Annotated in this window: 19 protein-coding genes; 15 read left to right on the forward strand and 4 right to left on the reverse strand. The window is 73.0% G+C overall.

Annotated elements, in window-relative coordinates:
- Positions 1 to 19: 19 nt before the first annotated feature.
- On the forward strand, positions 20 to 2,170 hold the full coding sequence (locus tag IE294_RS26935; protein ID WP_189890322.1) for a bifunctional polysaccharide deacetylase/glycosyltransferase family 2 protein: 2,151 nt from the start codon (positions 20 to 22) through the stop codon (positions 2,168 to 2,170).
- Positions 2,171 to 2,180: 10 nt separating this feature from the next.
- Here IE294_RS26935 and IE294_RS26940 read toward each other — a convergent pair whose 3' ends face one another.
- Positions 2,181 to 2,516 carry a hypothetical protein gene (locus IE294_RS26940; protein WP_189813630.1) on the reverse strand — a complete coding sequence of 112 codons (336 nt, stop codon included), beginning with the start codon at positions 2,514 to 2,516 and terminating at the stop codon, positions 2,181 to 2,183.
- 149 nt (positions 2,517 to 2,665) lie between these two features.
- Here IE294_RS26940 and IE294_RS26945 point away from each other — a divergent pair, with 149 nt between their 5' ends.
- Positions 2,666 to 2,968, forward strand: coding sequence for a hypothetical protein (locus IE294_RS26945; RefSeq protein ID WP_189890324.1), 303 nt, complete (start codon positions 2,666 to 2,668; stop codon positions 2,966 to 2,968).
- Between the two features lie 73 nt (positions 2,969 to 3,041).
- On the opposite strand, the gene IE294_RS26950 is transcribed toward IE294_RS26945, so the two are convergent.
- Complete coding sequence (locus IE294_RS26950) at positions 3,042 to 4,193, reverse strand: uroporphyrinogen-III synthase (protein ID WP_189890326.1); 1,152 nt, start codon at positions 4,191 to 4,193, stop codon at positions 3,042 to 3,044.
- An 86-nt stretch (positions 4,194 to 4,279) separates the two neighbouring features.
- Positions 4,280 to 5,653, reverse strand: a complete 1,374-nt coding sequence (locus IE294_RS26955; protein ID WP_189890328.1) for a nitrate/nitrite transporter — start codon at positions 5,651 to 5,653, stop codon at positions 4,280 to 4,282.
- 269 nt (positions 5,654 to 5,922) lie between these two features.
- On the opposite strand from IE294_RS26955, the gene IE294_RS26960 reads away from it, so the two are divergent.
- The 6 genes from IE294_RS26960 (at position 5,923) to IE294_RS26985 (ending at position 13,172) form a co-directional block, all read left to right on the forward strand.
- Positions 5,923 to 6,516, forward strand: a complete 594-nt coding sequence (locus IE294_RS26960; RefSeq protein WP_189890330.1) for a CGNR zinc finger domain-containing protein — start codon at positions 5,923 to 5,925, stop codon at positions 6,514 to 6,516.
- Between the two features lie 228 nt (positions 6,517 to 6,744).
- A complete protein-coding gene (locus IE294_RS26965; protein WP_009188888.1) occupies positions 6,745 to 7,329 on the forward strand; it encodes a sigma-70 family RNA polymerase sigma factor in 585 nt (194 codons plus the stop codon).
- A gap of 50 nt (positions 7,330 to 7,379) precedes the next feature.
- Entirely contained in the window at positions 7,380 to 8,159 is a 780-nt protein-coding gene (locus IE294_RS26970; RefSeq protein WP_306433469.1) for an anti-sigma factor family protein, read from the forward strand.
- A gap of 271 nt (positions 8,160 to 8,430) precedes the next feature.
- Positions 8,431 to 10,776 carry a HelD family protein gene (locus IE294_RS26975; RefSeq protein ID WP_189890336.1) on the forward strand — a complete coding sequence of 782 codons (2,346 nt, stop codon included), beginning with the start codon at positions 8,431 to 8,433 and terminating at the stop codon, positions 10,774 to 10,776.
- Between the two features lie 376 nt (positions 10,777 to 11,152).
- Positions 11,153 to 12,568, forward strand: coding sequence for an NAD-dependent malic enzyme (locus tag IE294_RS26980; protein ID WP_189890338.1), 1,416 nt, complete (start codon positions 11,153 to 11,155; stop codon positions 12,566 to 12,568).
- Positions 12,569 to 12,890: 322 nt separating this feature from the next.
- Positions 12,891 to 13,172, forward strand: a complete 282-nt coding sequence (locus IE294_RS26985) for an HU family DNA-binding protein (RefSeq protein ID WP_014673024.1) — start codon at positions 12,891 to 12,893, stop codon at positions 13,170 to 13,172.
- Between the two features lie 177 nt (positions 13,173 to 13,349).
- Here IE294_RS26985 and murA read toward each other — a convergent pair whose 3' ends face one another.
- The gene (murA, locus tag IE294_RS26990) at positions 13,350 to 14,690 is read right to left on the reverse strand and encodes a UDP-N-acetylglucosamine 1-carboxyvinyltransferase (protein WP_189890339.1); all 1,341 of its coding nucleotides are present in this window, start codon (positions 14,688 to 14,690) and stop codon (positions 13,350 to 13,352) included.
- A gap of 280 nt (positions 14,691 to 14,970) precedes the next feature.
- Here murA and IE294_RS26995 point away from each other — a divergent pair, with 280 nt between their 5' ends.
- The 7 genes from IE294_RS26995 (at position 14,971) to IE294_RS49080 (ending at position 23,364) form a co-directional block, all read left to right on the forward strand.
- Complete coding sequence (locus IE294_RS26995) at positions 14,971 to 15,543, forward strand: YqgE/AlgH family protein (protein WP_189890341.1); 573 nt, start codon at positions 14,971 to 14,973, stop codon at positions 15,541 to 15,543.
- A gap of 29 nt (positions 15,544 to 15,572) precedes the next feature.
- Positions 15,573 to 15,854 (forward strand): DUF3039 domain-containing protein, encoded by a 282-nt coding sequence (locus IE294_RS27000; protein ID WP_030651613.1) that lies wholly within the window; start codon positions 15,573 to 15,575, stop codon positions 15,852 to 15,854.
- A gap of 205 nt (positions 15,855 to 16,059) precedes the next feature.
- Positions 16,060 to 17,697, forward strand: a complete 1,638-nt coding sequence (locus IE294_RS27005) for a beta-N-acetylhexosaminidase (protein ID WP_189890343.1) — start codon at positions 16,060 to 16,062, stop codon at positions 17,695 to 17,697.
- 249 nt (positions 17,698 to 17,946) lie between these two features.
- Positions 17,947 to 18,840, forward strand: coding sequence for an FAD binding domain-containing protein (locus IE294_RS27010; RefSeq protein WP_014673019.1), 894 nt, complete (start codon positions 17,947 to 17,949; stop codon positions 18,838 to 18,840).
- Positions 18,837 to 20,933 (forward strand): 2Fe-2S iron-sulfur cluster-binding protein, encoded by a 2,097-nt coding sequence (locus IE294_RS27015; RefSeq protein ID WP_189890345.1) that lies wholly within the window; start codon positions 18,837 to 18,839, stop codon positions 20,931 to 20,933. The genes IE294_RS27010 and IE294_RS27015 overlap by 4 nt, the downstream gene beginning before the upstream one ends.
- Positions 20,930 to 23,239 (forward strand): xanthine dehydrogenase family protein molybdopterin-binding subunit, encoded by a 2,310-nt coding sequence (locus IE294_RS27020; RefSeq protein ID WP_189890348.1) that lies wholly within the window; start codon positions 20,930 to 20,932, stop codon positions 23,237 to 23,239. The genes IE294_RS27015 and IE294_RS27020 overlap by 4 nt, the downstream gene beginning before the upstream one ends.
- Positions 23,236 to 23,364, forward strand: a complete 129-nt coding sequence (locus IE294_RS49080) for a hypothetical protein (protein WP_268252813.1) — start codon at positions 23,236 to 23,238, stop codon at positions 23,362 to 23,364. Before IE294_RS27020 ends, IE294_RS49080 begins: the two co-directional genes overlap by 4 nt.
- Positions 23,365 to 23,450 lie beyond the last annotated feature (86 nt).

Genomic DNA, 23,450 nt, shown 5'->3' on the forward strand with positions numbered 1-23,450 from the left:
CCAGGCGGAACACCCCCAGATGGCCTCACACCCCCGCCGCCGTACCCGGCTGCCACTGCGCTACCTGCTCCCCCTCCTGGTCCTGGTGGCGACCCTGGCGATGCTCATGCTGCGCGGCTACGTGCACAACGAGATCCTCGCCGACCACCGCATCCGGCCCTCCGCGGCGCACGACAGGGTTCCGCAGCGCATCCTGGACGGCGGCCCGGTCATCGACACGCGCGACGGCCGCAGCGACAGCCTGCGCATACCCGACCACCACATCGTCCTCACCTTCGACGACGGCCCCGACCCGACCTGGACCCCGAAGGTGCTCGACGTGCTGAAGAAGCACCACGCGCACGCGGTCTTCTTCGTCACCGGCACCATGACCTCCCGCCACCCCGAGTTGGTCCGGCGCATGGTCGCCGAGGGCCACGAGGTCGGCCTGCACACCTTCGGCCACCCCGACCTGTCGTACCACTCCACGAAGCGCATCGACTGGGAGCTGTCGCAGAACCAGCTGGCGCTCGCCGGGGCGGCCGGCATCCGCAGCTCGCTGTTCCGGCCGCCGTACTCCTCCTCCGCCGACGCCCTCGACAACCGGTCCTGGCCGGTGACGCGGTACATCGGCAGCCGGGGCTACCTCACGGTCGTGGACGACACCGACAGCGAGGACTGGCGCAAGCCGGGCGTCGGGCGGATCCTCCGCAACGCCACGCCCCACGGCGGCCGGGGCGCGGTCGTCCTCATGCACGACTCGGGCGGCGACCGGCACCAGACCGTCCAGGCGCTCGACCGGCTCCTGCCCCGGCTCCAGCAGCAGGGCTACACCTTCCAGACCCTCACCGGAGCGCTGCGGGCCCCGAGCGCCGACACCCCGGTCACCGGCCTCGACCTGTGGAAGGGGAGGGCCTGGATCTTCCTGGTGAAGGCGTCCGACGACATCACCACGGTCCTCGTCGCCGGTCTCGCCGTCGTCGGCTGCCTCGTCTTCGCCCGCTTCGGCCTGATGCTGCTGCTGTCCGGCGCGCACGCCCGCCGCACCCGGCGCGCCGGTTTCCGCTGGGGCGAGGAGCCGGTCACCGAGCCGGTGTCGGTGCTGGTGCCGGCGTACAACGAGGCCAAGTGCATCGAGAACACGGTCCGTTCGCTCATGCGCAGCGAGCACCCCATCGAAGTGCTGGTCATCGACGACGGCTCGGCGGACGGCACGGCCGACATCGTCGAGGCGCTGGACCTGCCGGACGTACGGGTGATCCGCCAGGCCAACGCGGGCAAGCCGGCCGCGCTCAACCGGGGCCTGGCGAACGCCCGTCACGAGCTGGTCGTGATGATGGACGGCGACACCGTCTTCGAACCGGCGACCGTCCGCGAACTCGTCCAGCCCTTCGCCGACCCGCGCGTCGGCGCCGTCGCCGGCAACGCCAAGGTCGGCAACAAGAACCGGCTCATCGGCGCGTGGCAGCACATCGAGTACGTGATGGGCTTCAACCTCGACCGCCGCATGTACGACATCCTGCGCTGCATGCCGACGATCCCGGGTGCGGTCGGGGCGTTCCGCCGCTCGGCGTTGGAGCGGGTCGGCGGCATGAGCGACGACACGCTCGCCGAGGACACCGACGTCACGATGGCCCTGCACCGCGACGGCTGGCGCGTGGTGTACGCCGAGAAGGCCCGCGCCTGGACGGAGGCGCCCGAGTCGGTCCAGCAGCTGTGGTCCCAGCGCTACCGCTGGTCGTACGGCACCATGCAGGCCATCTGGAAGCACCGCCGTGCGCTGTTCGACCGGGGCCCGTCGGGCCGCTTCGGCCGTGTGGGCCTGCCCCTCGTCTCGCTCTTCATGGTCGTGGCCCCGCTCCTGGCCCCCCTGATCGACCTCTTCCTGGTCTACGGCCTGGTCTTCGGCCCGACGGGCAAGACGATCCTGGCCTGGTGCGCGGTCCTGGCCGTGCAGGCGCTGTGCGCGGCGTACGCCTTCCACCTGGACCGCGAACGCCTCACCCCGCTCCTCTCCCTCCCCCTCCAACAGCTGCTCTACCGCCAGCTGATGTACGTCGTCCTGCTCCAGTCCTGGATCACCGCCCTCACCGGCGGCCGACTGCGCTGGCAGAAGCTCCGCCGCACGGGCGGGGTGGCGGCACCGCTGACCGAGCGCCCCCCGGTCCCGGAGGCGACCCCGGCCGGCTGACCGGAAGGTCCTACTCCTGATGGGCCACGGCGTCCTTCTGCAACTGCACCGCCGCCAGCAGGCTCAGACCGGGCTCGGCCTGACGCAGCGCCTTGACGGCGGCGACGGAGGCGAGGTCCCCGGTGAACCCGACGTCGGCCAGCCTGGCGCGGACCCAGTCGGCCCGCAGCCGTCCCTCACTGGCGCCGGCGGTGGCCCCGACGAGCGCGACCGCCCGCTCCAGCCCCGCCCGCTCCTCCTCCGGGGCCCCGTCCAACGCCTCCCGCAGCGCCGCCGCGACCAGGTCGGAGTCCCGGATGACCAACACCAGATCCTGTTTCTTGCCGAACCCCGCGAATCCCTTCATACGCACCAGGGTGACCGCCGCGAGCCGCCCTCTTCAAACAACTTGAGGAGTTCCAGAGGCTTGGCCCGCCCGGACGTGGGGAAGGAAGTCCGCCCAGGTGGAGGGGCCCCCAGTGGAGTGTCTGCACGGTGACGCGGGGGAGTTCGCCCATGTCGAGCCGTGCACAGCGCCGACAGCCGGGACGACCCCGAGTTCCGCAGGGCGATGGCGGAGCTCCGCACGGCCGAGGCCGAGGCCCGGCAGGCGGTGTCCGCGGGACGTGGCGGTGGGAGTACGTCCCGGACGAGGCGTACGTCGTCGGCGGCGCTCCGCCCGCCTTCGTGGCCGAGGTGGAGAAGCAGGCCGACGGGCTGGTCCGCGCGGCAGCCGCGTTCTGCCTCGACGGTGCCTCGTACCAGGAGGCGGGTCCGAAGGGGAACGTCTCGCACGTGCCCGGCGGGTTCTTCCTCTAGTTGATCGTCCCGAGGCGCGAGTGCCTGTACGTCCACCAGGCCACCCACCTGTCAGCAGAGCCCCGGCGCCGCCTCACGCGTCCGCGTACTTCGCGTCCGCCGCCGGGTCCAGGGCCAGGCGGTAGCCCCGCTTCACCACCGTCTGGATCAGCTTCGGCGTGCCGAGGGCCGTGCGGAGGCGGGCCATCGCCGTCTCGACGGCGTGTTCGTCACGGCCCGCGCCCGGCAGCGCGCGCAGGAGGTCGGCACGGGGGACGACCCAGCCGGGCCGGCGGGCCAGGGCGCGCAGGAGGGACATGCCCGCCGGGGGGACCGGCTTGAGGTCGCCGTCGACCAGGACCGCGTGGCCGCGGATCTCCACCCGGTGCCCGGCGACGGGCAGGGAACGGGCGCGGGCCGGGAGTTCCTGGCACAGGAGCTGGACCAGCGGGCCGAGCCGGAAGCGTTCCGGCTGGACCGTGTCCACCCCGCGGGCCTGGAGGGGGATCGCGGTGACCGGTCCCACACAGGCCGGGAGGACGTCGTGGACCAGGGCGGCCAGCAGGTCGTCCAGCAGGCCGCGGTCCTCCGCGCGGGACAGGAGGGAGGCCGCGGCGGGGGCACTGGTGAAGGTGAGGGCGTCCACGCCACGGGTGACGGCCGCGTCCAGGAGGCGGTCGAGCGGGCTGAGGTCCTCGGGGGGCATCCAGCGGTAGACCGGGACGGGCACCACTTCCGCCCCGGCGGCCCGCAGCGACTCCACGAAGCCTGGCAGGGGCTCGCCGTGGAGCTGTACGGCGACGCGGTCGCCCTCGACGCCCTCCTCCAGGAGGCGGTCGAGCACCTCGGCCAGGGATTCCGAGGAGGGCGACCATTCCTCGGTGAGCCCCGCCGCGCGGATCGCGCCCTTCACCTTGGGGCCGCGGGCCAGCAGGCGGACCCCGCGCAGCCGGCTGAGCAGCTGTTCGCCCAGGCCCCAGCCGTCGGCGGCCTCGACCCAGCCGCGGAAGCCGATCGCCGTGGTGGCGACCACGACGTCCGGCACCTGGTCGATGAGCTCCTTCGTGGCGGCGAGCAGTTCGCCGTCGTCCGCGAGCGGCACGATCCGCAGGGCCGGGGCGTGCACAACGGTGGCGCCGCGCCGCTGGAGCAGGGCGCCCAGTTCCTCGGCCCGGCGCGCGGCGGTGACGCCCACCGTGAACCCGGCGAGGGGGCCGTGCTCGGGGTGCTGCTCTTCGTCGTCCATGGGCTCTCCTCGCTGACCGGCACGCCGATCGAGCCTGTCAACGATGCGTGACGGGCTCGGTTCGGCTCGATGTCACCGGTGTTACGTCACACCTCGGCATAGCCGAGCTGGGCCTTCGCCTCCGACGCGGGGGCCGTGGCCGGGACCCGCACCGCCGTACGACGAAGGTATACGGCCCAGGTGACCGCGAAGCAGACACCGTAGTAGGCGAGGAAGGCGACGAACGCGCCGGTGCCGGAGCCGTAGGAGAGGAAGGACTGGCGGAAGGCCAGGTTGATGCCGACGCCGCCGAGGGCGCCGACCGCGCCGATGAGGCCCATGGACGCGCCGGACAGCCGCCGGCCGTGGGCCACCGCCGCCTCGCCCTCCAGGCCCTTGGCCAGCGCCTTGGCCTGGAAGATGCCGGGGATCATCTTGAACGTCGAGCCGTTGCCGAGCCCGCTGAGCACGAACAGGACGACGAAGACGGACACGAACAGCGGCAGCGACTTCTGCATGCTGGCGACGACGAGCACGGCGGTCGCGGCGGCCATGCCGACGTAGTTCCACAGGGTGATGCGGGCGCCGCCGTAGCGGTCGGCGAGCCAGCCGCCGAGGGGGCGGATGAGGGAGCCGAGCAGCGGGCCGACGAAGGTGAGGTACGCGGCCTGGAGCGGCGTCCGGCCGAACCCGTTCGTCAGCACCTGGCCGAAGGCGAAGCTGTAGCCGATGAAGGAGCCGAAGGTGCCGATGTAGAGCACGGACATGATCCAGGTGTGGGCGTCCCGGGCGGCGTCCTTGGCCGCGCCGGTGTCGTTCTTCACCGAGGAGAGGTTGTCCATGAACAGCGCGGCGAGTACGGCGGCCACGACGATCAGCGGGATGTAGATGCCGAGCAGCACGCGCGGCCCGCCGCTCGCGCCGATGATGGCGAGGGCGACCAGCTGGATGACGGGGACGCCGATGTTGCCGCCGCCCGCGTTGAGGCCGAGCGCCCAGCCCTTCTTCCTGAGCGGGAAGAAGGCGTTGATGTTGGTCATGGAGGAGGCGAAGTTGCCGCCGCCGATGCCGGCCAGCAGGCCCACCAGGAGGAAGGTGGAGTACGACGTCCCCGGCTCCATCACCACGAACGCGGCGACGGTCGGGATCAGCAGCAGGCTCGCCGAGACGATCGTCCAGTTACGGCCGCCGAAGACGGCCACGGCGAAGGTGTACGGCACCCGGACCACCGCGCCGACCAGCGTGACCACCGACGTCAGCAGGAACTTGTCGGCGGGCGTGAGGCCGTACTCCGGGCCCATGAACAGGACCAGGACCGACCACAGGGTCCACACGGAGAAGCCGATGTGCTCGGAGAGGACGGAGAACCAGAGGTTCCGGCGGGCGATCCGCTCCCCGGTCGACCGCCAGAACGCCTCGTCCTCCGGATCCCAGCGCTCGATCCAGCGGCCACTGCGACGGGTTGGGGCTGGGCCTGTCATCACGCCTCCACGGTGCTCCGGCTGCTCGGTCTGCCGACCACTGACTCAGCCCGAAGGTAGGGAGGACGCGTTTCCGGCCTGTGGCTGTGGGTGACCGCGAGGGAACGTTGCTCTCACTCGGCCGGGGACGAGCCGGTGAGGCGGGACGCCGGCCCCCGGGGTTCCCCGGGATCCCCCGCGAGCGTGACGCGAGGGGTTCCGGTGTCTCCTCTGCGCGGGCACTGTGGGGGAGACCCCCGCACGGTTCCTGCCCAGGCGGTGACTGGCCCATGGCACTCGGTAGCGCCCCCTCCGCGTCCGCGCCGCGGTTCGACGCCGGGCGGGTGTGCCTGGATCTCCTCGCCACCACGCATCCGGGCGAACGGCTGGACGGCGTCGGCGCGTTGTGCGCGTGGATCGGGGGCGCCGGGCTCGTGCCCGAGGGGACGGCGCTCGGTCACGCCGACGCGTCCTGGCCGGCCGGGTTCCGCGAACTGCGCGGCTGCGTCGGGGTGTTGGTGCGCGGGCCGTGTCCCGGGGACACGTCGTCGTACGGGCGGGCGCTCGGGCGGGTCAACGAGCTCGCCCTCTCGGCGCCCCCCGCGCCCGTCGCCGTACCCGTGGAAGGCGGCGGACTGGTGCGGGAGTTGGCCGGGCCGCCCGGCTGTGCCGCGCTGCTCGCCCTCGTCGCGCGGGACGCCGTCGAGTTGCTCACCGACCCCGTCGCGCGGGCCGCCGTACGGGAGTGCGAGGGGGACGACTGCCCCCTCGTGTACCTGGACACCTCCCGCGGCCGGCGCCGGCGCTGGTGCTCCAGCGGGGTGTGCGGCAACCGGGAACGGGTCGCCCGGCACCGGCGGCGGGCGGCGCTGGCGCGGGCCTGAGGCCGGAGTGATTTCTGCAACACCGGGTTCGGATGGCCCGTACACGGGGATTTCCCGGCGACCGCACCCACGTGTCGGAGATGTGGAGATCGCGCGGTGGGAATGTGCGCGCATGTCCCGCTCGTCACGCCACCCCCAGGAAATCCGTCCCTCGGGTTTGAACACCGGGCCGCCCCCGTCCGTACGGGTGGGCGAGCGACCGACTGGGGGAACCCCCGGACACCGGAGGTGGGCGTGCGCAAGGATGCGGCCGTGGCCAATGAACGTGGAGCGAGGGCCCGACATCGCATGTCCTCACAGCCCTCGGAGCCGGATGAGGAGCTGATGCGTGCGCTGTACCGGGAGCACGCCGGACCCCTGCTCGCGTATGTCCTGCGGCTGGTCGCCGGTGACCGGCAGCGCGCCGAGGACGTCGTACAGGAAACGCTCATCCGTGCCTGGAAGAACGCCGGTCAGCTCAATCGGGCGACTGGTTCGGTACGCCCCTGGCTGGTGACGGTCGCGCGCCGCATCGTCATCGACGGCCACCGCAGCCGGCAGGCCCGGCCGCAGGAGGTCGATCCGTCGCCGCTGGAGGTCATCCCCGCGGAGGACGAGATCGACAAGGCGCTGTGGCTGATGACGCTGTCGGACGCGCTCGACGACCTGACCCCGGCCCACCGGGAGGTGCTCGTCGAGACGTACTTCAAGGGGCGTACCGTCAATGAGGCGGCCGAGACACTGGGCATACCGAGCGGAACGGTCCGTTCCCGGGTGTTCTACGCCCTGCGGTCGATGAAGCTGGCACTGGAGGAGCGGGGGGTGACGGCGTGATGAGCAGCGGGTACGGGGGAATGCAGGGATTCGGACCGGGTGGTCCGGGTATGTCTGGGCCCATGAGCCCCAGTCAGGGATCTTCGGTGCCGAGTGAGCACGAGACCGTCGGCGCCTACGCCCTCGGAATTCTCGACGACGCCGAGGCGACCGCTTTCGAGGCTCATCTCGCCGGCTGCGAGTGGTGCGCCCAGCAACTGGACGAACTGGCCGGGATGGAGCCGATGCTGGCCGCGCTCGCGGACCTGCCGGGCTCCGGCAGCACGCCCGCGATCGGCGAGTCGCTGTCCGCCAAACCCAGCCCGCGGCTGGTGGAGAAGCTGGTCGACGAGGTCGCCGAGAAGCGCGCCCAGAAGCGCCGGCGCAGCTTCTACATGATCGCCGCGGCTGCAGCGCTGATCATCGCCGGGCCGCTGGCTGCGGTGGCGGTGAACGGCGGCTCGGACGGGGGCGGGCAGGTCACCGCGACGCCGGCCCAGGCGACCTTCCGGACCATGTCCGACAAGAAGTCCGCCACGGACGCGTCGACCCACGTCAGCGCGACCGTCGCCATGGCGCGCAAGGACTGGGGCACCCAGGCGGTCCTGGAGCTGAAGAACGTCAAGGGTCCGCTGAAGTGCTCCCTGGTGCTCGTCGCCAAGAACGGGCAGCGGGTGACCATGTCGTCGTGGTCCGTGCCCGACTGGGGGTACGGCATCCCGGACGCCAAGACCGAGCAGTCGAAGCAGCCGCTGTACATCGGCGGGGCCGCGGCCTTCCAGCCCAATGAGATCGATCACTTCGAGGTGGTGACGTTCGAGGGCAAGAAGCTGGTCCAGGTGGACGCGTGAGGCCCGCGGCAGCCGGGGCCGAGCCAGGGGGGCGCCCGGCCGCCGGAAGCCCCGGTCCCCGCCCGGGGGCTCCCGGCGGAGCGCGGGCGGGTGCCGCGCCGTAGCCGGGCCCGGCGTGTCGTCGTGGTCGCGGGGAATCCCCGCGCCGGCTGCCCGCGGGCTCCGGTCCGCCCGCGCCGTCTCCCGGGACGCCGCCGGAGTACCTCCCGTAGCTTCGACGGGCCCCTTCGCGTACGGTTGACGGCTGCCCAGCACGTCAGAAGGGGGCCCGGTGGCCGCTCAGGTTCAGCAGTCCGCGGTCGGCTCGGTACAGGACGCACCCGATTCCGTCCGTGACCGGGAGATCAGCGTCGAGCAGGAACACCTGGACCGGGTGTACCAGCGCCTGGAGGAGAAGATCCACGAGGCCGAGTTCCTGATGCACGACGCGGCCAAGCGCGGCCAGGTGGGCACCCCGGGCGCGCTCGCCGAACGGGACGCGCAGGTCTTCCGGGCCGGTATCCACCTCAACCGGCTCAACAACGAGTTCGAGGACTTCCTCTTCGGGCGGATCGACCTGCTGCTCGGCAAGGACGGCAAGAAGGGGCCCGACGGGGCCTACACGGCGGTCGAGCCGGCCGAGGGGGCCGTGCGGCCGGACAACACCGCCGACATCGCCGAGACGCTGCACATCGGCCGTATCGGCGTCCTGGACGAGGACTACTCCCCGCTGGTCATCGACTGGCGCGCCCCCGCCGCCGCCCCCTTCTACCGGGCCACGCCCGTGGAGCCGGGACGGGTGGTGCGGCGCCGGGTCATCCGCTCCAAGGGACGCCGGGTCCTCGGCGTGGAGGACGACCTGATGCGGCCCGAGCTGACGGCCTTCCTCGACGGCGGCGAGCTGCCCGTCATCGGCGACGGCGCCCTGATGGCCGCGCTCGGCCAGGCCCGCGGCCACACCATGCGGGACATCGTCTCGTCCATCCAGGCCGAGCAGGACCTGGTCATCCGGGCCCCCGCGGCCTCCATCACCTACGTGGAGGGCGGCCCGGGCACCGGCAAGACCGCCGTCGCCCTGCACCGCGCGGCCTACCTGCTCTACCAGGACCGCAGACGCTACGCGGGCGGCATCCTCATCGTCTCCCCGACCCCGCTGCTCGTCGCCTACACCGAGGGCGTGCTCCCCTCGCTCGGCGAGGAGGGCCAGGTCGCGATCCGCGCGATCGGCTCGCTGGTCGACGGCGTGCAGGCCACGCTGTACGACTCCCCGGCCGTGGCCCGCGCCAAGGGCTCGTACCGGATGCTGAAGGTGCTGCGGAAGGCCGCCCGGGGCGCCCTTGAACTGGGGCCGGCCGCTCCGGCGGACGCCACGGAGCAGGACACGGTCGCCGGTCCGCCCGGCCGCCTGCGCGTCGTCGCCTTCGGGCGCCGCCTGGAACTGGAGGCCGACGAGCTGGAACGCGTCCGCCGGACCGCCCTCGGCGGCACCGCGCCCGTCAACCTGCTCCGCCCGCGCGCCCGCAAGCTGCTCCTGGACGCCCTGTGGGACCGCTCCGGCGCCGCCGCCCGGCACACCGACCCCGAGCTGGCCGCCGAGCTGCGCTCCTCCTTCGACGAGGACATCACCAGCGAGGACTCCTTCATCACGTTCCTCGACGCCTGGTGGCCCGAGCTGACCCCGAAGGCCGTGCTCGCCGCCATGGCCGACGAGAAGCGGCTCAGCCGCTGGGCCCGGCGGATCCTCAACCCCGGCGAGGTCCGCAAGGTCGCCCGCTCGCTCAGGCGGGACGGGTACTCCGTGCACGACATCGCCATGCTCGACGAGCTCCAGGCGATCCTCGGCGCCCCGGCCCGGCCGCGCAGGAAGCGGGAGCTGGACCCGCTGGACCAGCTCACCGGCCTGGAGGAGCTGATGCCGGTGCGGGAGGAGTCGCAGTGGGAGCGGGCCGAGCGGCTGGCGCAGGAGCGCACCGAGTACGCCCACGTCATCGTGGACGAGGCGCAGGACCTCACGCCGATGCAGTGGCGGATGGTCGGCCGCCGCGGCCGGCACGCCACCTGGACGGTGGTCGGCGACCCGGCGCAGTCCTCCTGGTCCGACCCGGACGAGGCGGCCGAGGCCCGCGACGAGGCCCTCGGCACCCGGCCCCGGCGCCGCTTCCAGCTCACCGTGAACTACCGCAACCCGGCCGAGATCGCCGAGCTGGCCGCCAGGGTGCTGGCGCTCGCCATGCCCGGCTCCGAGGCGCCGTCGGCGGTGCGCTCCACCGGCGTGGAGCCGCGCTTCACCGTCGTACGGGACGCGCTGGAGAAGACCGTGCGCGCGGAGGCCGAGCGGCTGCTCGGGCTGGTGGACGGCACGGTCGGCGTGGTCGTCGCGATGAACCGGCGCGAGGAGGCCCGGCGCTGGCTGGCCGGGCTCGGCGACCGGGTGGTGGCCCTCGGCAGCCTGGAGGCCAAGGGCCTGGAGTACGACGCGACGGTCGTCGTCTCGCCCGCGGAGATCGCCGACGAGTCGCCGGCCGGCCTGCGCGTGCTGTACGTGGCGCTGACCCGGGCCACCCAGCAGCTCACGGTGGTGTCGGGGGAGCGGGACGAGCCGGACGCGGCGGGGGTCCCGGACCTCCTGAGGGACTGAACCTCCCGCACGGGAATGGCCTTACCGGATCCGTTTGTTAGCCTTGGTGTGGCACCGGCCCGATCCAAGCCCCCGGGCCCAACCTTCGTCCCTCAGAGGGACCACTTGCCGCGAGGCGAGCATGGCGGGTCGGTGTCATGAACGTAGGAGACCCACGTCACCACAGTGACGTGGGTCTCTTTCTTTGCCTCGCGCGCCTCTTCCCCCGACTGATCGTTTCTCGTATGGTGGAAGTAGTTTTCCGAAATCAGCGCCTGCCGGGAAACCCCGCGTGAACACAACGTCCGTAACCCAGGGCGACTACCACGTACTGAGCGGTAGGTGCGACGATCGGACGGCACAACCCGCGACACGGTGAAAGCAGAGGAAGTCGGCCATGGCAACGGCGCCCAGCGTCTCCTACTCGATGACGATCCGGCTGGAGGTGCCCGCGAGCGGAACCGCCGTCTCGCAGCTCACCAACGCCGTGGAGTCCTCCGGAGGCTCGGTGACCGGCCTCGACGTCACCGCGTCCGGCCACGAGAAGCTCCGCATCGACGTGACCATCGCGGCCACCTCCACGGCCCACGCCGAGGAGATCGTCGAGAAGCTGCGCGGCATCGAGGGCGTCACCCTGGGCAAGGTCTCGGACCGTACGTTCCTCATGCACCTCGGCGGCAAGATCGAGATGGCGTCGAAGCACCCCATCCGCAACCGTGACGACCTCTCCATGGTCTACACGCCCGGTGTGGCCCGGGTCTGCATGGCCATCGCCGAGAACCCCGAGGACGCCCGCCGTCTCACCATCAAGCGCAACTCCGTTGCGGTCGTGACGGACGGCTCCGCCGTGCTCGGCCTCGGCAACATCGGCCCCAAGGCCGCGCTGCCCGTCATGGAGGGCAAGGCCGCCCTCTTCAAGCGCTTCGCCGGCATCGACGCCTGGCCGATCTGCCTGGACACCCAGGACACCGACGCGATCGTGGAGATCGTCAAGGCGATCGCCCCCGGCTTCGCCGGCATCAACCTGGAGGACATCTCCGCGCCGCGCTGCTTCGAGATCGAGGCCCGGCTGCGCGAGGCCCTCGACATCCCCGTCTTCCACGACGACCAGCACGGCACCGCCATCGTCGTGCTCGCCGCGCTGACCAACGCCCTGCGGGTCACGAACAAGGCGATCCAGAACATCCGGGTCGTCATGTCCGGCGCCGGCGCGGCCGGCACGGCCATCCTCAAGCTGCTGATCGCCGCCGGCGTGAAGAACGCCGTCGTCGCCGACATCCACGGGGTCGTGCACGCCGACCGCGAGGACCTCGTGAACGCCCCGGCCGACTCGCCGCTGCGCTGGATCGCCGACAACACCAACCCCGAGGGCCTCACCGGCACCCTGAAGGAGGCCGTGCGCGGCGCCGACGTCTTCATCGGCGTCTCCGCCCCGAACGTCCTGGACGGCGCCGACGTGGCCGCCATGGCCGAGGGTGCCATCGTGTTCGCGCTCGCGAACCCGGACCCCGAGGTCGACCCGGCGGTCGCCCGGCAGACCGCGGCCGTCGTGGCCACCGGCCGCTCCGACTTCCCGAACCAGATCAACAACGTGCTGGTCTTCCCGGGCGTCTTCCGCGGCCTGCTGGACGCCCAGTCCCGCACGGTCAACACCGAGATGATGCTCGCCGCCGCGAAGGCCCTCGCCGACGTGGTGACCGAGGACGAGCTGAACCCGAACTACATCATCCCCAGCGTCTTCAACGACAAGGTCGCGGGCGCCGTGGCCGGGGCGGTCCGCGAGGCCGCCAAGGCGGCCGGGGCGACCGTCTGATCAGGGCGTGCCGTAATGTGCAGGGGGCTGTGAGCATCACCACGGCGGCCCCCGCACCGGCGCGTCGTGGAACCCCGCGATGCCGGGCGCGCTCTAGGGTGACGGCCGAGCAGGCGCTTTTCGTGTGACTCCCCAGGGTGTTCTCACGACTCCTACGGGTGCCGGATTGGCTTTCCCGCCGCAGGTAGGGGCAGGATGCTCCCCCAGGGACCTTCGTCCCCGGGGGCACCCCCAAGGGCGCGAGCGCATCGGCATCGCAGTGCCTCGGGCGGCTTCGCCGCGTGGCACACCCCAACGGCAAGAAAAATACGGGAGTAACAACATGAACCGCAGTGAGCTGGTGGCCGCGCTGGCCGACCGCGCCGAGGTGACCCGCAAGGACGCCGACGCCGTGCTGGCCGCGTTCGCCGAGACCGTCGGCGAGATCGTCGCCAAGGGCGACGAGAAGGTCACCATCCCCGGCTTCCTGACCTTCGAGCGCACCCACCGTGCCGCTCGCACCGCGCGCAACCCGCAGACCGGCGAGCCCATCAACATCCCGGCCGGCTTCAGCGTGAAGGTCACCGCGGGCTCCAAGCTCAAGGAAGCCGCCAAGGGCAAGTAAAGCTCCGCTTCGAGGCGCCGTCCCACTGGAGCGCCGTGGCATGGAGCGCCGTGGGTGACTGCGGGCCGGTCGTGGCCGGCCGCGCAGTTCCCCGCGCCCCTTCGGGCGCGAACGGCCGAAGACGTCGAAAGGGCGGCCCCCGCAAGAGGGGGGCCGCCCTTTTGGCGTCGGTGATGCCTAGCCGAGGGCCTTGCCCGGCAGCTCGACCTTCGCGCCCAGTTCCATGAGCTTTTCCATGAAGTTCTCGTAGCCGCGGTTGATCAGGTCGATGCCGTGGACACGGGACGTGCCCTCGGCCGCCAGGGCCGCGATGAGGTACGAGAAGCCGCCGCGCAGGTCGGGGATGACCAGGTCGGCACCCTGGAGCTTGGTGGGGCCCGAGACGACCGCGGAGTGCAGGAAGTTGCGCGCGCCGAAGCGGCAGGCGGAGCCGCCCAGGCACTCGCGGTAGAGCTGGATGTGGGCGCCCATCTGGTTCAGCGCCGAGGTGAAGCCGAGGCGGGACTCGTAGACCGTCTCGTGGATGATGGACAGGCCCGTGGCCTGGGTCAGGGCCACCACCAGCGGCTGCTGCCAGTCGGTCTGGAAACCGGGGTGCACGTCCGTCTCCAGCGCGATGGACTTCAACTGGCCGCCCGGGTGCCAGAACCGGATGCCCTCGTCGTCGATCTCGAAGGCACCGCCCACCTTCCGGTAGGTGTTCAGGAACGTCATCATCGAGCGCTGCTGGGCGCCGCGGACGTAGATGTTGCCGTTGGTCGCGAGCGCCGCGGAGGCCCAGGACGCGGCCTCCAGGCGGTCCGGAAGGGCGCGGTGGGCGTACCCGCCGAGCTTCTCCACACCCGTGATGCGGATCGTGCGGTCGGTGTCCATCGCGATGATCGCGCCCATCTTCTGCAACACGCAGATGAGGTCCTCGATCTCCGGCTCGACGGCCGCGTTGGACAACTCCGTGACGCCTTCGGCCAGTACGGCCGTCAGCAGCACCTGCTCCGTCGCGCCCACGGACGGGTACGGCAGCCGGATCTTCGTGCCGCGCAGCCGCTGCGGAGCCTCCAGGTACTGCCCGTCGGCCCGCTTCTCGATGGTCGCGCCGAACTGCCGCAGCACGTCGAAGTGGAAGTCGATGGGCCGGCCGCCGATGTCGCAGCCGCCGAGGCCCGGGATGAAGGCGTGGCCGAGGCGGTGCAGCAGCGGACCGCAGAAGAGGATCGGGATGCGGCTGGAACCCGCGTGGGCATCGATGTCAGCCACGTTGGCGCTCTCGACCCGCGTGGGGTCGAGCACCAGCTCGCCGGGCTCCTCGCCCGGACGGACCGTCACCCCGTGCAGCTGGAGCAGGCCGCGGACGACCCGCACGTCACGGATGTCAGGAACGTTGCGCAGTCGGCTCGGTTCGCTGCCCAGCAGGGCGGCGACCATGGCCTTCGGCACGAGGTTCTTCGCACCGCGGACACGGATCTCGCCCTCCAGCGGGGTTCCGCCGTGGACAAGCAGGACATCGTCGTTGACGGTCATGAATCTCGCGTTCCGATGAGTTGGTCAGGGGGGGCGGCCGATCACTGTGCGCACGGGCCGGGAAGACAGGGTAATCGCCGATCACCCCCCGCCCGTAAGTCCACGTACCGCCCAGCCGCGTCATAGCTGTGTCACAACACGAACCGTTCCCTGCCGGGCACATGGGGTCACCGGCGCGGAGACGTGCGCCTGGGTCGCTCCCGTACGCCCTGAGCTGCCTTCACTCCCGTGCCCCCGATTGGCTCCCCACTCCGGGGGAAGATGCGGGATCATGTCTGGCATGACCGAGGTGTCCTCGCTCACAGGGCGGCTGCTCGTGGCCACCCCCGCCCTGGCGGACCCGAACTTCGACCGTGCGGTGGTGCTCCTTCTCGACCACGACGAGGAGGGCTCCCTCGGTGTCGTCCTCAACCGGCCCACCCCGGTCGGCGTCGGCGACATCCTGGAGGACTGGGCCGACCTCGCCGGTGAGCCCGGCGTCGTCTTCCAGGGCGGCCCCGTCTCGCTGGACTCGGCGCTCGGCGTCGCCGTGATCCCGGGCGGCGCGGACGGGGAGGGCGCGCCGCTCGGCTGGCGGCGGGTGCACGGCGCGATCGGACTGGTCGACCTGGAGGCCCCTCCGGAACTGCTCGCCTCCGCCGTCGGCTCCCTGAGGATCTTCGCCGGGTACGCCGGCTGGGGCCCGGGCCAGCTGGAGGACGAGCTGGTGGAGGGCGCCTGGTACGTCGTCGAGTCCGAGCCGGGCGACGTGTCCTCCCCGGCCCCGGAGAGACTCTGGCGCGAGGTGCTGCGCCGCCAGCGCAACGAGCTCGCGATGGTGGCCACGTACCCGGACGACCCGTCGCTCAACTGATGCCTGCGAGCTTCAGTACCCTTGCTGATATGAGCACTCTTGAGCCCGAGCGCGGGACTGGTACGGGGACCCTCGTAGAGCCGACGCCACAGGTGTCCCACGGCGACGGCGACCACGAGCGCTTCGCCCACTACGTCCAGAAGGACAAGATCATGGCGAGCGCCCTCGACGGCACCCCCGTCGTGGCGCTGTGCGGCAAGGTCTGGGTGCCGGGCCGCGACCCGAAGAAGTACCCCGTCTGCCCCATGTGCAAGGAGATCTACGAGTCCATGGGCAGCGGCGGCGACGAGGGCAAGGGCGGCGACAAGTAGGTCGCGCCCCTGTCCGCCCGCGGACGGTGAGATCCCCGGGGCGCGCGTGCGGCGCGTCCCGGGGATCTTCGTGTTTTCCGGCCGGCAACTGGTCCAGACCTCTTGTGGGGTCCTCGCGCAGTCCCTAGCCTTCGAGGCGACGGGGCACGCGTGGTGCAGGGCGGCAGGAGCGTTGCGTCGGACGCAACGCGGGAGGGGCGATGTCATGGAACTGATTCCGGCGCCGCGCGCGATCGAGGGCCGGCAGGAGCCGGCCGCAGCCTTCGGCCCCGGCACCACGCTGTGGGCCGCCCCGGGCACCGAGCGCACCGAACGCTGGCTGCGCGCCACCCTCGGCGCGGCGCTCGGCCTGCCGCTGCGCCCCGGACCGCGGGACGCCCGCGACGGCGTGCGGCTGCTGCTGGACGACACGCTGGAACCGGAGGCGTACCGGCTCAGTGCCGCCGCCGGCCGGGGCGTGGAGATCCGCGGCGGCGGCCCCGCCGGCGTGTTCTGGGGCGCCCAGACCCTGCGCCAGCTCCTCGGCCCCGACGCCTTCCGGCGCGCCCCCGTACGCCCGGACACCGTCCTCGGCGTCCCGCACCAGGTCATCGAGGACGCCCCCCGGTTCCGCTGGCGCGGGCTGCTCCTCGACGTCGCCCGGCACTTCATGCCCAAGGGCGGCGTGCTGCGCTACCTGGACCTGATGGCCGCGCACAAACTCAACGTCCTGCACCTGCACCTGACGGACGACCAGGGCTGGCGCATCGAGATCAAGCGCTATCCGCGGCTGACCGAGATCGCCTCGTGGCGCACGCGGTCGAAATTCGGCCACCGGGCCTCACCGCTGTGGGAGGAGAAACCCCACGGCGGCTTCTACACCCAGGACGACATCCGCGAGATCGTCGCCTACGCCGCCGAGCGGCACATCGCCGTCGTCCCCGAGATCGACGTACCGGGCCACTCGCAGGCCGCCATCGCCGCGTACCCCGAACTCGGCAACACCGACGTCATCGACACCACCGCCCTCTCCGTCGGGGACAACTGGGGCATCTCGTCCAACGTCCTGGCCCCCACCGACGCCACCCTGCGGTTCTACGAGGGGGTGTTCGAGGAGGTCCTGGAGCTGTTCCCCGCGGACGCCGCCGCGTTCTCGGAGTTCGTCCACATCGGCGGCGACGAGTGCCGCAAGGAGCAGTGGACCGAGTCCGTCACCGCCAAGACGCGGATCGCGGACCTCGGCCTCGCCGACGAGGACGAGTTGCAGTCCTGGTTCATCGGGCACTTCGACGCCTGGCTCGCCGCGCGCGGGCGCCGCCTCATCGGCTGGGACGAGATCCTGGAGGGCGGCCTGGCGCCCGGCGCCGCCGTCTCCTCCTGGCGCGGCTACGGGGGCGGCGTGGCCGCCGCGCGGGCCGGCCACGACGTGGTCATGTGCCCCGAGCAGTACGTGTACCTGGACCACCGTCAGGCCCCGGGCGAGGACGAGCCCGTGCCGATCGGCTTCGTGCGCACCCTGGAGGACGTCTACCGGTTCGAGCCCGTGCCGGACGGGCTCACCGACGAGGAGGCCCGGCACGTGCTGGGCACCCAGGCCAACGTGTGGACCGAGGTGCTGGAGGACGCCGCGCGCGTGGACTACCAGACCTTCCCCCGGCTCGCCGCCTTCGCCGAGGTCGCCTGGAGCCCGCTGCCGGCCCCCGCGGACCGGGACTACGCCGGCTTCGAACGCCGGATGGCCGCCCACTACCGGCGACTTGACGCCCTCGGCGTCGCCTACCGGCCGCCGGCCGGCCCCCGCCCGTGGCAGAAGCGCCCCGGTGTGCTCGGCCGCCCGATCGAGGGGCCGCCCCCGAACAGGTGACGGCGGGGCCCGCCCCGAACGGGCAACGGAAAAACCCCGGCGGCATCACCGAAGAGTGGCAATCCGTGCACACCGGTGATGCCGTGCGAAAACGCCCACCTCCCTGCTGGGGTGGGCGAATGCCTCCTGACGGACCCCTGCGTCCGGGCGTCGCGAAGATGTGCCAGAGTTGCGTCGTCCGCCCTGTCAGCACGTACCGTACGGCAGCACAGGCGGGACCAGGTGGGGCAGCGGGAAGGGGCAGCCGGTTTGACCACGCACGCACCGCAGGCGGCGCAGGCCGTCACCTTGCCCACGACACTGGACGAGGCCGTGGCGGCCCTCGCCGCCATGCCCACCGCCGTCCCGGTGGCGGGCGGCACCGACCTGATGGCCGCCGTCAACTCCGGCCAGCTCAGGCCCGCCGCGCTGGTGGGCCTCGGCCGGATCAGCGAGATCCGCGGCTGGCAGTACCAGGACGGCCACGCGCTGCTCGGCGCCGGCCTCACGCACGCGCGCATGGGCCGTCCCGACTTCGCGGCCCTGATCCCGGCGCTCGCCGCCGCCGCGCGCGCCGCGGGCCCGCCGCACATCCGCAACGCGGGCACCCTGGGCGGCAACATCGCCTCAGCCGCCCCCACCGGGGACGCGCTGCCGGTGCTGGCCGCCCTGGAAGCGACCCTGATCATCGCGGGCCCGGGCGGAGCCCGCCGGGAGATCCCGGTGTCGCACCTGCTGGCCGGCGTGGAGATGCTGCGCGGCGGCGAACTCATCGGCTACGTGCGCGTACCGCTGCTGCACGCCCCGCAGGTCTTCCTGAAGGCGACCGGGCGCACCGGCCCCGGCCGCGCGCTCGCCTCCGTGGCGCTCGTCCTCGACCCGGCCCGGCGCGGCGTGCGCTGCGCCGTCGGAGCCATAGCGCCGATGCCGCTCCGGCCGCTGGAGGCCGAGCAGTGGGTCGCCCAGCTGATCGACTGGGACAACGACCGCGCCCTCGTCCCGGAGGCCCTGCACGCCTTCGGCGAGTACGTCGCCGCGGCCTGCATCCCCGACCCGGCCCCCGAGCCCGACGGTTCGGTGGTCCCGCTTCCGCCCGCCGTACTGCACCTGCGGCGCACTGTCGCCGCGCTGGCCCGACGAGCACTGGGGAGGGCGCTGTCGTGACCGACGACCAGCACGGAGAGGGCACGCCCCAGGGCGGCGGACGCTGGGACCCGCTGCCCCAGGGCGACTACGACGACGGCGCCACCGCCTTCGTCGAACTCCCCGAGGGCGGCATCGACGCCCTGCTGTCCGGCGACAGCCCGCTGGCCGCGCCCGGACACGGCTACGTGCCGCCGCGGATCACGGCCACGCACACGGACGGCACGCACACCGACGGCACCACGGGCACGTGGCCCGCGCCCGACGGCGGCGGCCAGTGGCCCGACCCGAACGCCACGCAGGCCCCGCCGCACGCCGCGGACGACCGGTTCACCTACCAGCCCGCCGCCACCCAGCACTGGACCTTCGAGGAGCCCGCGGCGCCGGCCGCCCCGGGGCACGACGTCACCGGGCAGTGGTCCATCCCCGTCGCCGGGGGCGACCTGCCGGACGAGTCGGGCGAGTTCACCACGTCCTCGCTGGTCGAGCAGTGGGGCGCCGCACCGCCCGCCACACTGCCCGGCGGCGCGCCGGCCCCCTGGGCGACGGACGGCACGGGCCACGCGTACCCCTCCGGGGGCGAGCCGGCGGACGCACCGGCGGGTGGCGCTCCGGCGGGCGCGCCGGACGGGTACGGCGTGGCCGACGGGTACGGGCCGGAGGAGGCGTACGGCGCCGAAGGGACGTACGGCTCGCAGGACGGGTACGGCGCCGCGCAGGCGTACGTCCCGGAGGACGGGTACGGGCACGGTCCGGCCGGTCAGACGGAGGAGGGTCACGCCGGTCAGGCGGAGGTCGGTCACGCCGGTCACGCGGAGGAGGGTCACGCCGGTCACGCGGAGGACGGTCACCGGGACGCCGGTCACGTGCACGCCGGTCCCGACGAGGGCGGCCACGACGGAGCCGCTCGTCCGCACGCCGGTCACGCCGGTGCCCCCGACGCCGACACGCCCGGCGGTACGACGGCTCCCGCCGCGCCCGCCGAACCGGCTCCGCCGGCGCGGGAGTCGGGGGAACCCGGTACGGCGCCGGAAGGTGACGCCCACGGCCCCGCCGAAGCCCCTGAACGCCCCGCTGAGGCCCCGGCGGACCACGAGCGGCCGGCAGACCCGGCGACCGCGTCCCAGCCCGCCACAGCGCCGGACACGGGCGACGCGGAGGCGCCGGCGGCCCCAGCCGACTCCACGGCCCCCGACACGCCCGGCACGCCCGACTCCCCGCCGGGGTCCGAGGCAGCCGGACCCGAGGGTGCCGTCGACGCGTCCGGGCCGGACACCCCCTCCGAGGGCACCGAAGCCGAGAGGGCGGCCGAGGAGGACGCCGAGGGGGCCGCCGTACCCCTCCCGCCGAACGACGACCACCCGCTCGCCTCCTACGTCCTGCGCGTCAACGGCACCGACCGCCCGGTCACCGACGCCTGGATCGGCGAGTCCCTGCTGTACGTGCTGCGCGAGCGGCTCGGCCTCGCGGGCGCCAAGGACGGCTGCTCGCAGGGCGAGTGCGGCGCCTGCAACGTGCAGGTCGACGGCCGTCTCGTGGCCTCCTGCCTGGTCCCGGCGGTCACCGCGGCCGGCAGCGAGGTGCGCACGGTCGAGGGCCTGGCCGAGGACGGCCGGCCCTCCGACGTACAGCGCGCGCTCGCCCGCTGCGGAGCCGTGCAGTGCGGTTTCTGCGTGCCCGGCATGGCGATGACCGTGCACGACCTGCTGGAGGGCAACCCGGCGCCGACCGAGCTGGAGACCCGGCAGGCCCTGTGCGGCAACCTGTGCCGGTGCGCGGGCTACCGGGGCGTCCTGGAGGCCGTCAAGGAGGTCGTCGCCGAGCGCGAGGCGTCCCACGCCGGCCCCGGGACGGACACGGACGAGGCGCGCATCCCGCACCAGGCGGGCCCCGGCTCCGGCGGCGTCCACCCGTCGGCGTTCGAGGCGCCCGGCGCGTTCGACACCCCGCGGCGACAGGAGACGTACGACGCGCCGGACACGTACGAGTCGCCGGACACGTACGACACGCCCGACGCGTACGGCGGACCGGACCGGTACGACGCGCCGGACCCGTACGGCACGCCGCCGGGACCGCACGACCAGCACTACGGCCAGGACGGAGGCCAGGCGTGAGCAACGAAGCCGGCACCGCGACCACCGCCGCGGAACCCGCCCCCGCGGCAGAGGAGTTGCCGCACGGCCTCGGCGCCTCCCTGCCGCACGCCGACGCCCGCGCCAAGACCGAGGGCACCTTCCCGTACGCGGCCGACCTGTGGGCCGAGGGCCTGCTGTGGGCGGCCGTCCTGCGCTCCCCGCACGCGCACGCGCGCATCGTCTCCATCGACACCACCCACGCGCGCGAGATGCCCGGCGTCCGCGCGGTCGTCACCCACGAGGACGTGCCCGGCACCCCCCGCCACGGCCGGGGCACGCCCGACCGGCCGGTGTTCGCCTCCGAGGTCGTACGCCACCACGGCGAGCCCATCGCGGCCGTGGCCGCCGACCACCCGGACACCGCGCGGATGGCCGCCGCCGCCGTCATCGTCGAGTACGAGGTGCTCGACCCGGTCACCGACCCGGAACGGGCCTTCGAGGCCGAGCCGTTGCACCCCGACGGCAACCTGATCCGGCACATCCCGCTGCACCACGGCGACCCGGGCGCCGTGGGCGAGATCGTCGTCGAGGGCCAGTACCGCATCGGCCGCGCGGACCCGGCGCCCATCGGCGCCGAGGCCGGTCTGGCCGTACCGCGCCCGGACGGCGGGGTGGAGCTGTACCTGGCCTCCACCGACCCGCACACCGACCGCAACACGGCCGCCGCCTGCTACGGCCTGTCCCCCGACCGAGTGAAGATCGTCGTCACCGGGGTGCCCGGCGCCACGGCCGACCGCGAGGATCAGGGCTTCCAGCTCCCGCTCGGCCTGCTCGCCCTGAAGACCGGCTGCCCGGTGAAACTGACGGCGACCCGCGAGGAGTCCTTCCTCGGCCACGCCCACCGGCACCCGACGCTGCTGCGCTACCGCCACCACGCCGACACCGAGGGCAGGCTGGTGAAGGTCGAGGCGCAGATCCTGCTGGACGCGGGCGCGTACGCCGACACGTCCTCCGACGCCCTCGCCGCCGCCGTCTCCTTCGCGTGCGGCCCGTACGTCGTCCCCAACGCCTTCATCGAGGGCTGGGCCGTCCGCACCAACAACCCGCCCTCCGGTCATGTCCGCGGCGAGGGCGCCATGCAGGTCTGCGCCGCCTACGAGGCGCAGATGGACAAGCTGGCGAAGAAGCTGGGCCTGGACCCGGCCGAACTGCGCCTGCGCAACGTCCTCGCCACCGGTGACGTCCTCCCCATCGGCCAGACCGTGACCTGCCCGGCCCCGGTCGCCGAACTCCTCCAGGCGGTCCGGGACTTCCCGCTCCCGGCACTGCCCAAGGACAGCCCGGAGGAGGAGTGGCTGCTGCCCGGCGGCCCCGAGGGCGCGGGCGAGCCGGGCGCGGTGCGCCGGGGCGTCGGCTACGGCCTGGGCATGGTGCACATGCTCGGCGCGGAGGGCGCCGACGAGGTGTCGACCGCGACGGTCAAGGTCCACGACGGCATCGCGACCGTGCTGTGCGCGGCCGTGGAGACCGGCCAGGGCTTCACCACCCTGGCCCGGCAGATCGTCCAGGAGACCCTCGGCGTCGAGGAGGTCCACGTCGCCCCCGTCGACACCGACCAGCCGCCGGCCGGCGCGGGCTGCCGGGGCCGGCACACCTGGGTGTCGGGCGGCGCGGTGGAGCGGGCGGCCAAGATGGTCCGCACGCAACTCCTCCAGCCCCTGGCGCACAAGTTCGGCATGTCCACCGAGCTGCTCCAGATCACGGACGGCAAGATCACCTCCTACGACGGCGTGCTGTCGACCACCGTCGCGGAGGCGATGGAGGGCAAGGAGCTGTGGGCCACCGCCCAGTGCCGCCCGCACCCGACCGAGCCCCTGGACGCCTCCGGCCAGGGCGACGCCTTCGTGGGCCTCGCCTTCTGCGCGATCCGCGCGGTGGTGGACGTCGACGTCGAGCTGGGTTCGGTCCGGGTCGTGGAGCTGGCGGTCGCCCAGGACGTGGGCCGGGTGCTCAACCCGGCGCAGCTCGCCGCGCGCATCGAGGCGGGCGTCACCCAGGGCGTGGGCATCGCCCTCACCGAGAACCTGCGCACCCCTCGCGGCCTCGTCCGCCATCCCGACCTGACCGGCTACGCCCTGCCGACCGCCCTGGACGCCCCCGACATCCGGATCGTGAAACTGGTGGAGGAACGGGACGTGGTGGCCCCCTTCGGCGCCAAGTCCGTCAGCGCGGTCCCGGTGGTGACGTCCCCGGCGGCCATCGCCTCCGCCGTCCGCGCCGCCACCGGCCGCCCGGTCAACCGCCTCCCGATCCGCCCGCAGGCCGCGGTGGTGACGGACCGGTGAGCACGCCGCCGCCCGAGGAGCCGCGCTACGAACCCGCGCCCGGCGTGGGCAAGTTGTTTCTGTGGATCCTGCTGTTCGTGGTCGCAGCACTGGCCGTGGTCCTGGGCGGGATCTACTTCACCTGAGGAACCCGGCCCGGCGAACGGAGTCGTCCTGCTCGGTTCCCGCGGACGCGCAACGGCTCCGGGCCGCGAGACGTCCTTCCTCGTGA

This window comes from Streptomyces canarius, from assembly GCF_014650735.1.
GTDB lineage: Bacteria > Actinomycetota > Actinomycetes > Streptomycetales > Streptomycetaceae > Streptomyces > Streptomyces olivaceoviridis.

Excerpts from the sequence above, each read along its gene's own strand:
- IE294_RS26995 (WP_189890341.1), top strand. The coding sequence starts at position 14,971 with ATGACCGAGGTGTCCTCGCTCACAGGGCGGCTGCTCGTGGCCACCCCC.
- IE294_RS26950 (WP_189890326.1), bottom strand. The coding sequence starts at position 4,193 with ATGGACGACGAAGAGCAGCACCCCGAGCACGGCCCCCTCGCCGGGTTC.
- IE294_RS26970 (WP_306433469.1), top strand. The coding sequence starts at position 7,380 with ATGTCTGGGCCCATGAGCCCCAGTCAGGGATCTTCGGTGCCGAGTGAG.
- IE294_RS26960 (WP_189890330.1), top strand. The coding sequence starts at position 5,923 with ATGGCACTCGGTAGCGCCCCCTCCGCGTCCGCGCCGCGGTTCGACGCC.
- IE294_RS26945 (WP_189890324.1), top strand. The coding sequence starts at position 2,666 with ATGTCGAGCCGTGCACAGCGCCGACAGCCGGGACGACCCCGAGTTCCG.
- murA (WP_189890339.1), bottom strand. The coding sequence starts at position 14,690 with ATGACCGTCAACGACGATGTCCTGCTTGTCCACGGCGGAACCCCGCTG.
- IE294_RS27000 (WP_030651613.1), top strand. The coding sequence starts at position 15,573 with ATGAGCACTCTTGAGCCCGAGCGCGGGACTGGTACGGGGACCCTCGTA.
- IE294_RS26980 (WP_189890338.1), top strand. The coding sequence starts at position 11,153 with ATGGCAACGGCGCCCAGCGTCTCCTACTCGATGACGATCCGGCTGGAG.
- IE294_RS26940 (WP_189813630.1), bottom strand. The coding sequence starts at position 2,516 with ATGAAGGGATTCGCGGGGTTCGGCAAGAAACAGGATCTGGTGTTGGTC.
- IE294_RS26985 (WP_014673024.1), top strand. The coding sequence starts at position 12,891 with ATGAACCGCAGTGAGCTGGTGGCCGCGCTGGCCGACCGCGCCGAGGTG.
- IE294_RS26935 (WP_189890322.1), top strand. The coding sequence starts at position 20 with ATGGCCTCACACCCCCGCCGCCGTACCCGGCTGCCACTGCGCTACCTG.
- IE294_RS27005 (WP_189890343.1), top strand. The coding sequence starts at position 16,060 with ATGGAACTGATTCCGGCGCCGCGCGCGATCGAGGGCCGGCAGGAGCCG.
- IE294_RS26955 (WP_189890328.1), bottom strand. The coding sequence starts at position 5,653 with ATGACAGGCCCAGCCCCAACCCGTCGCAGTGGCCGCTGGATCGAGCGC.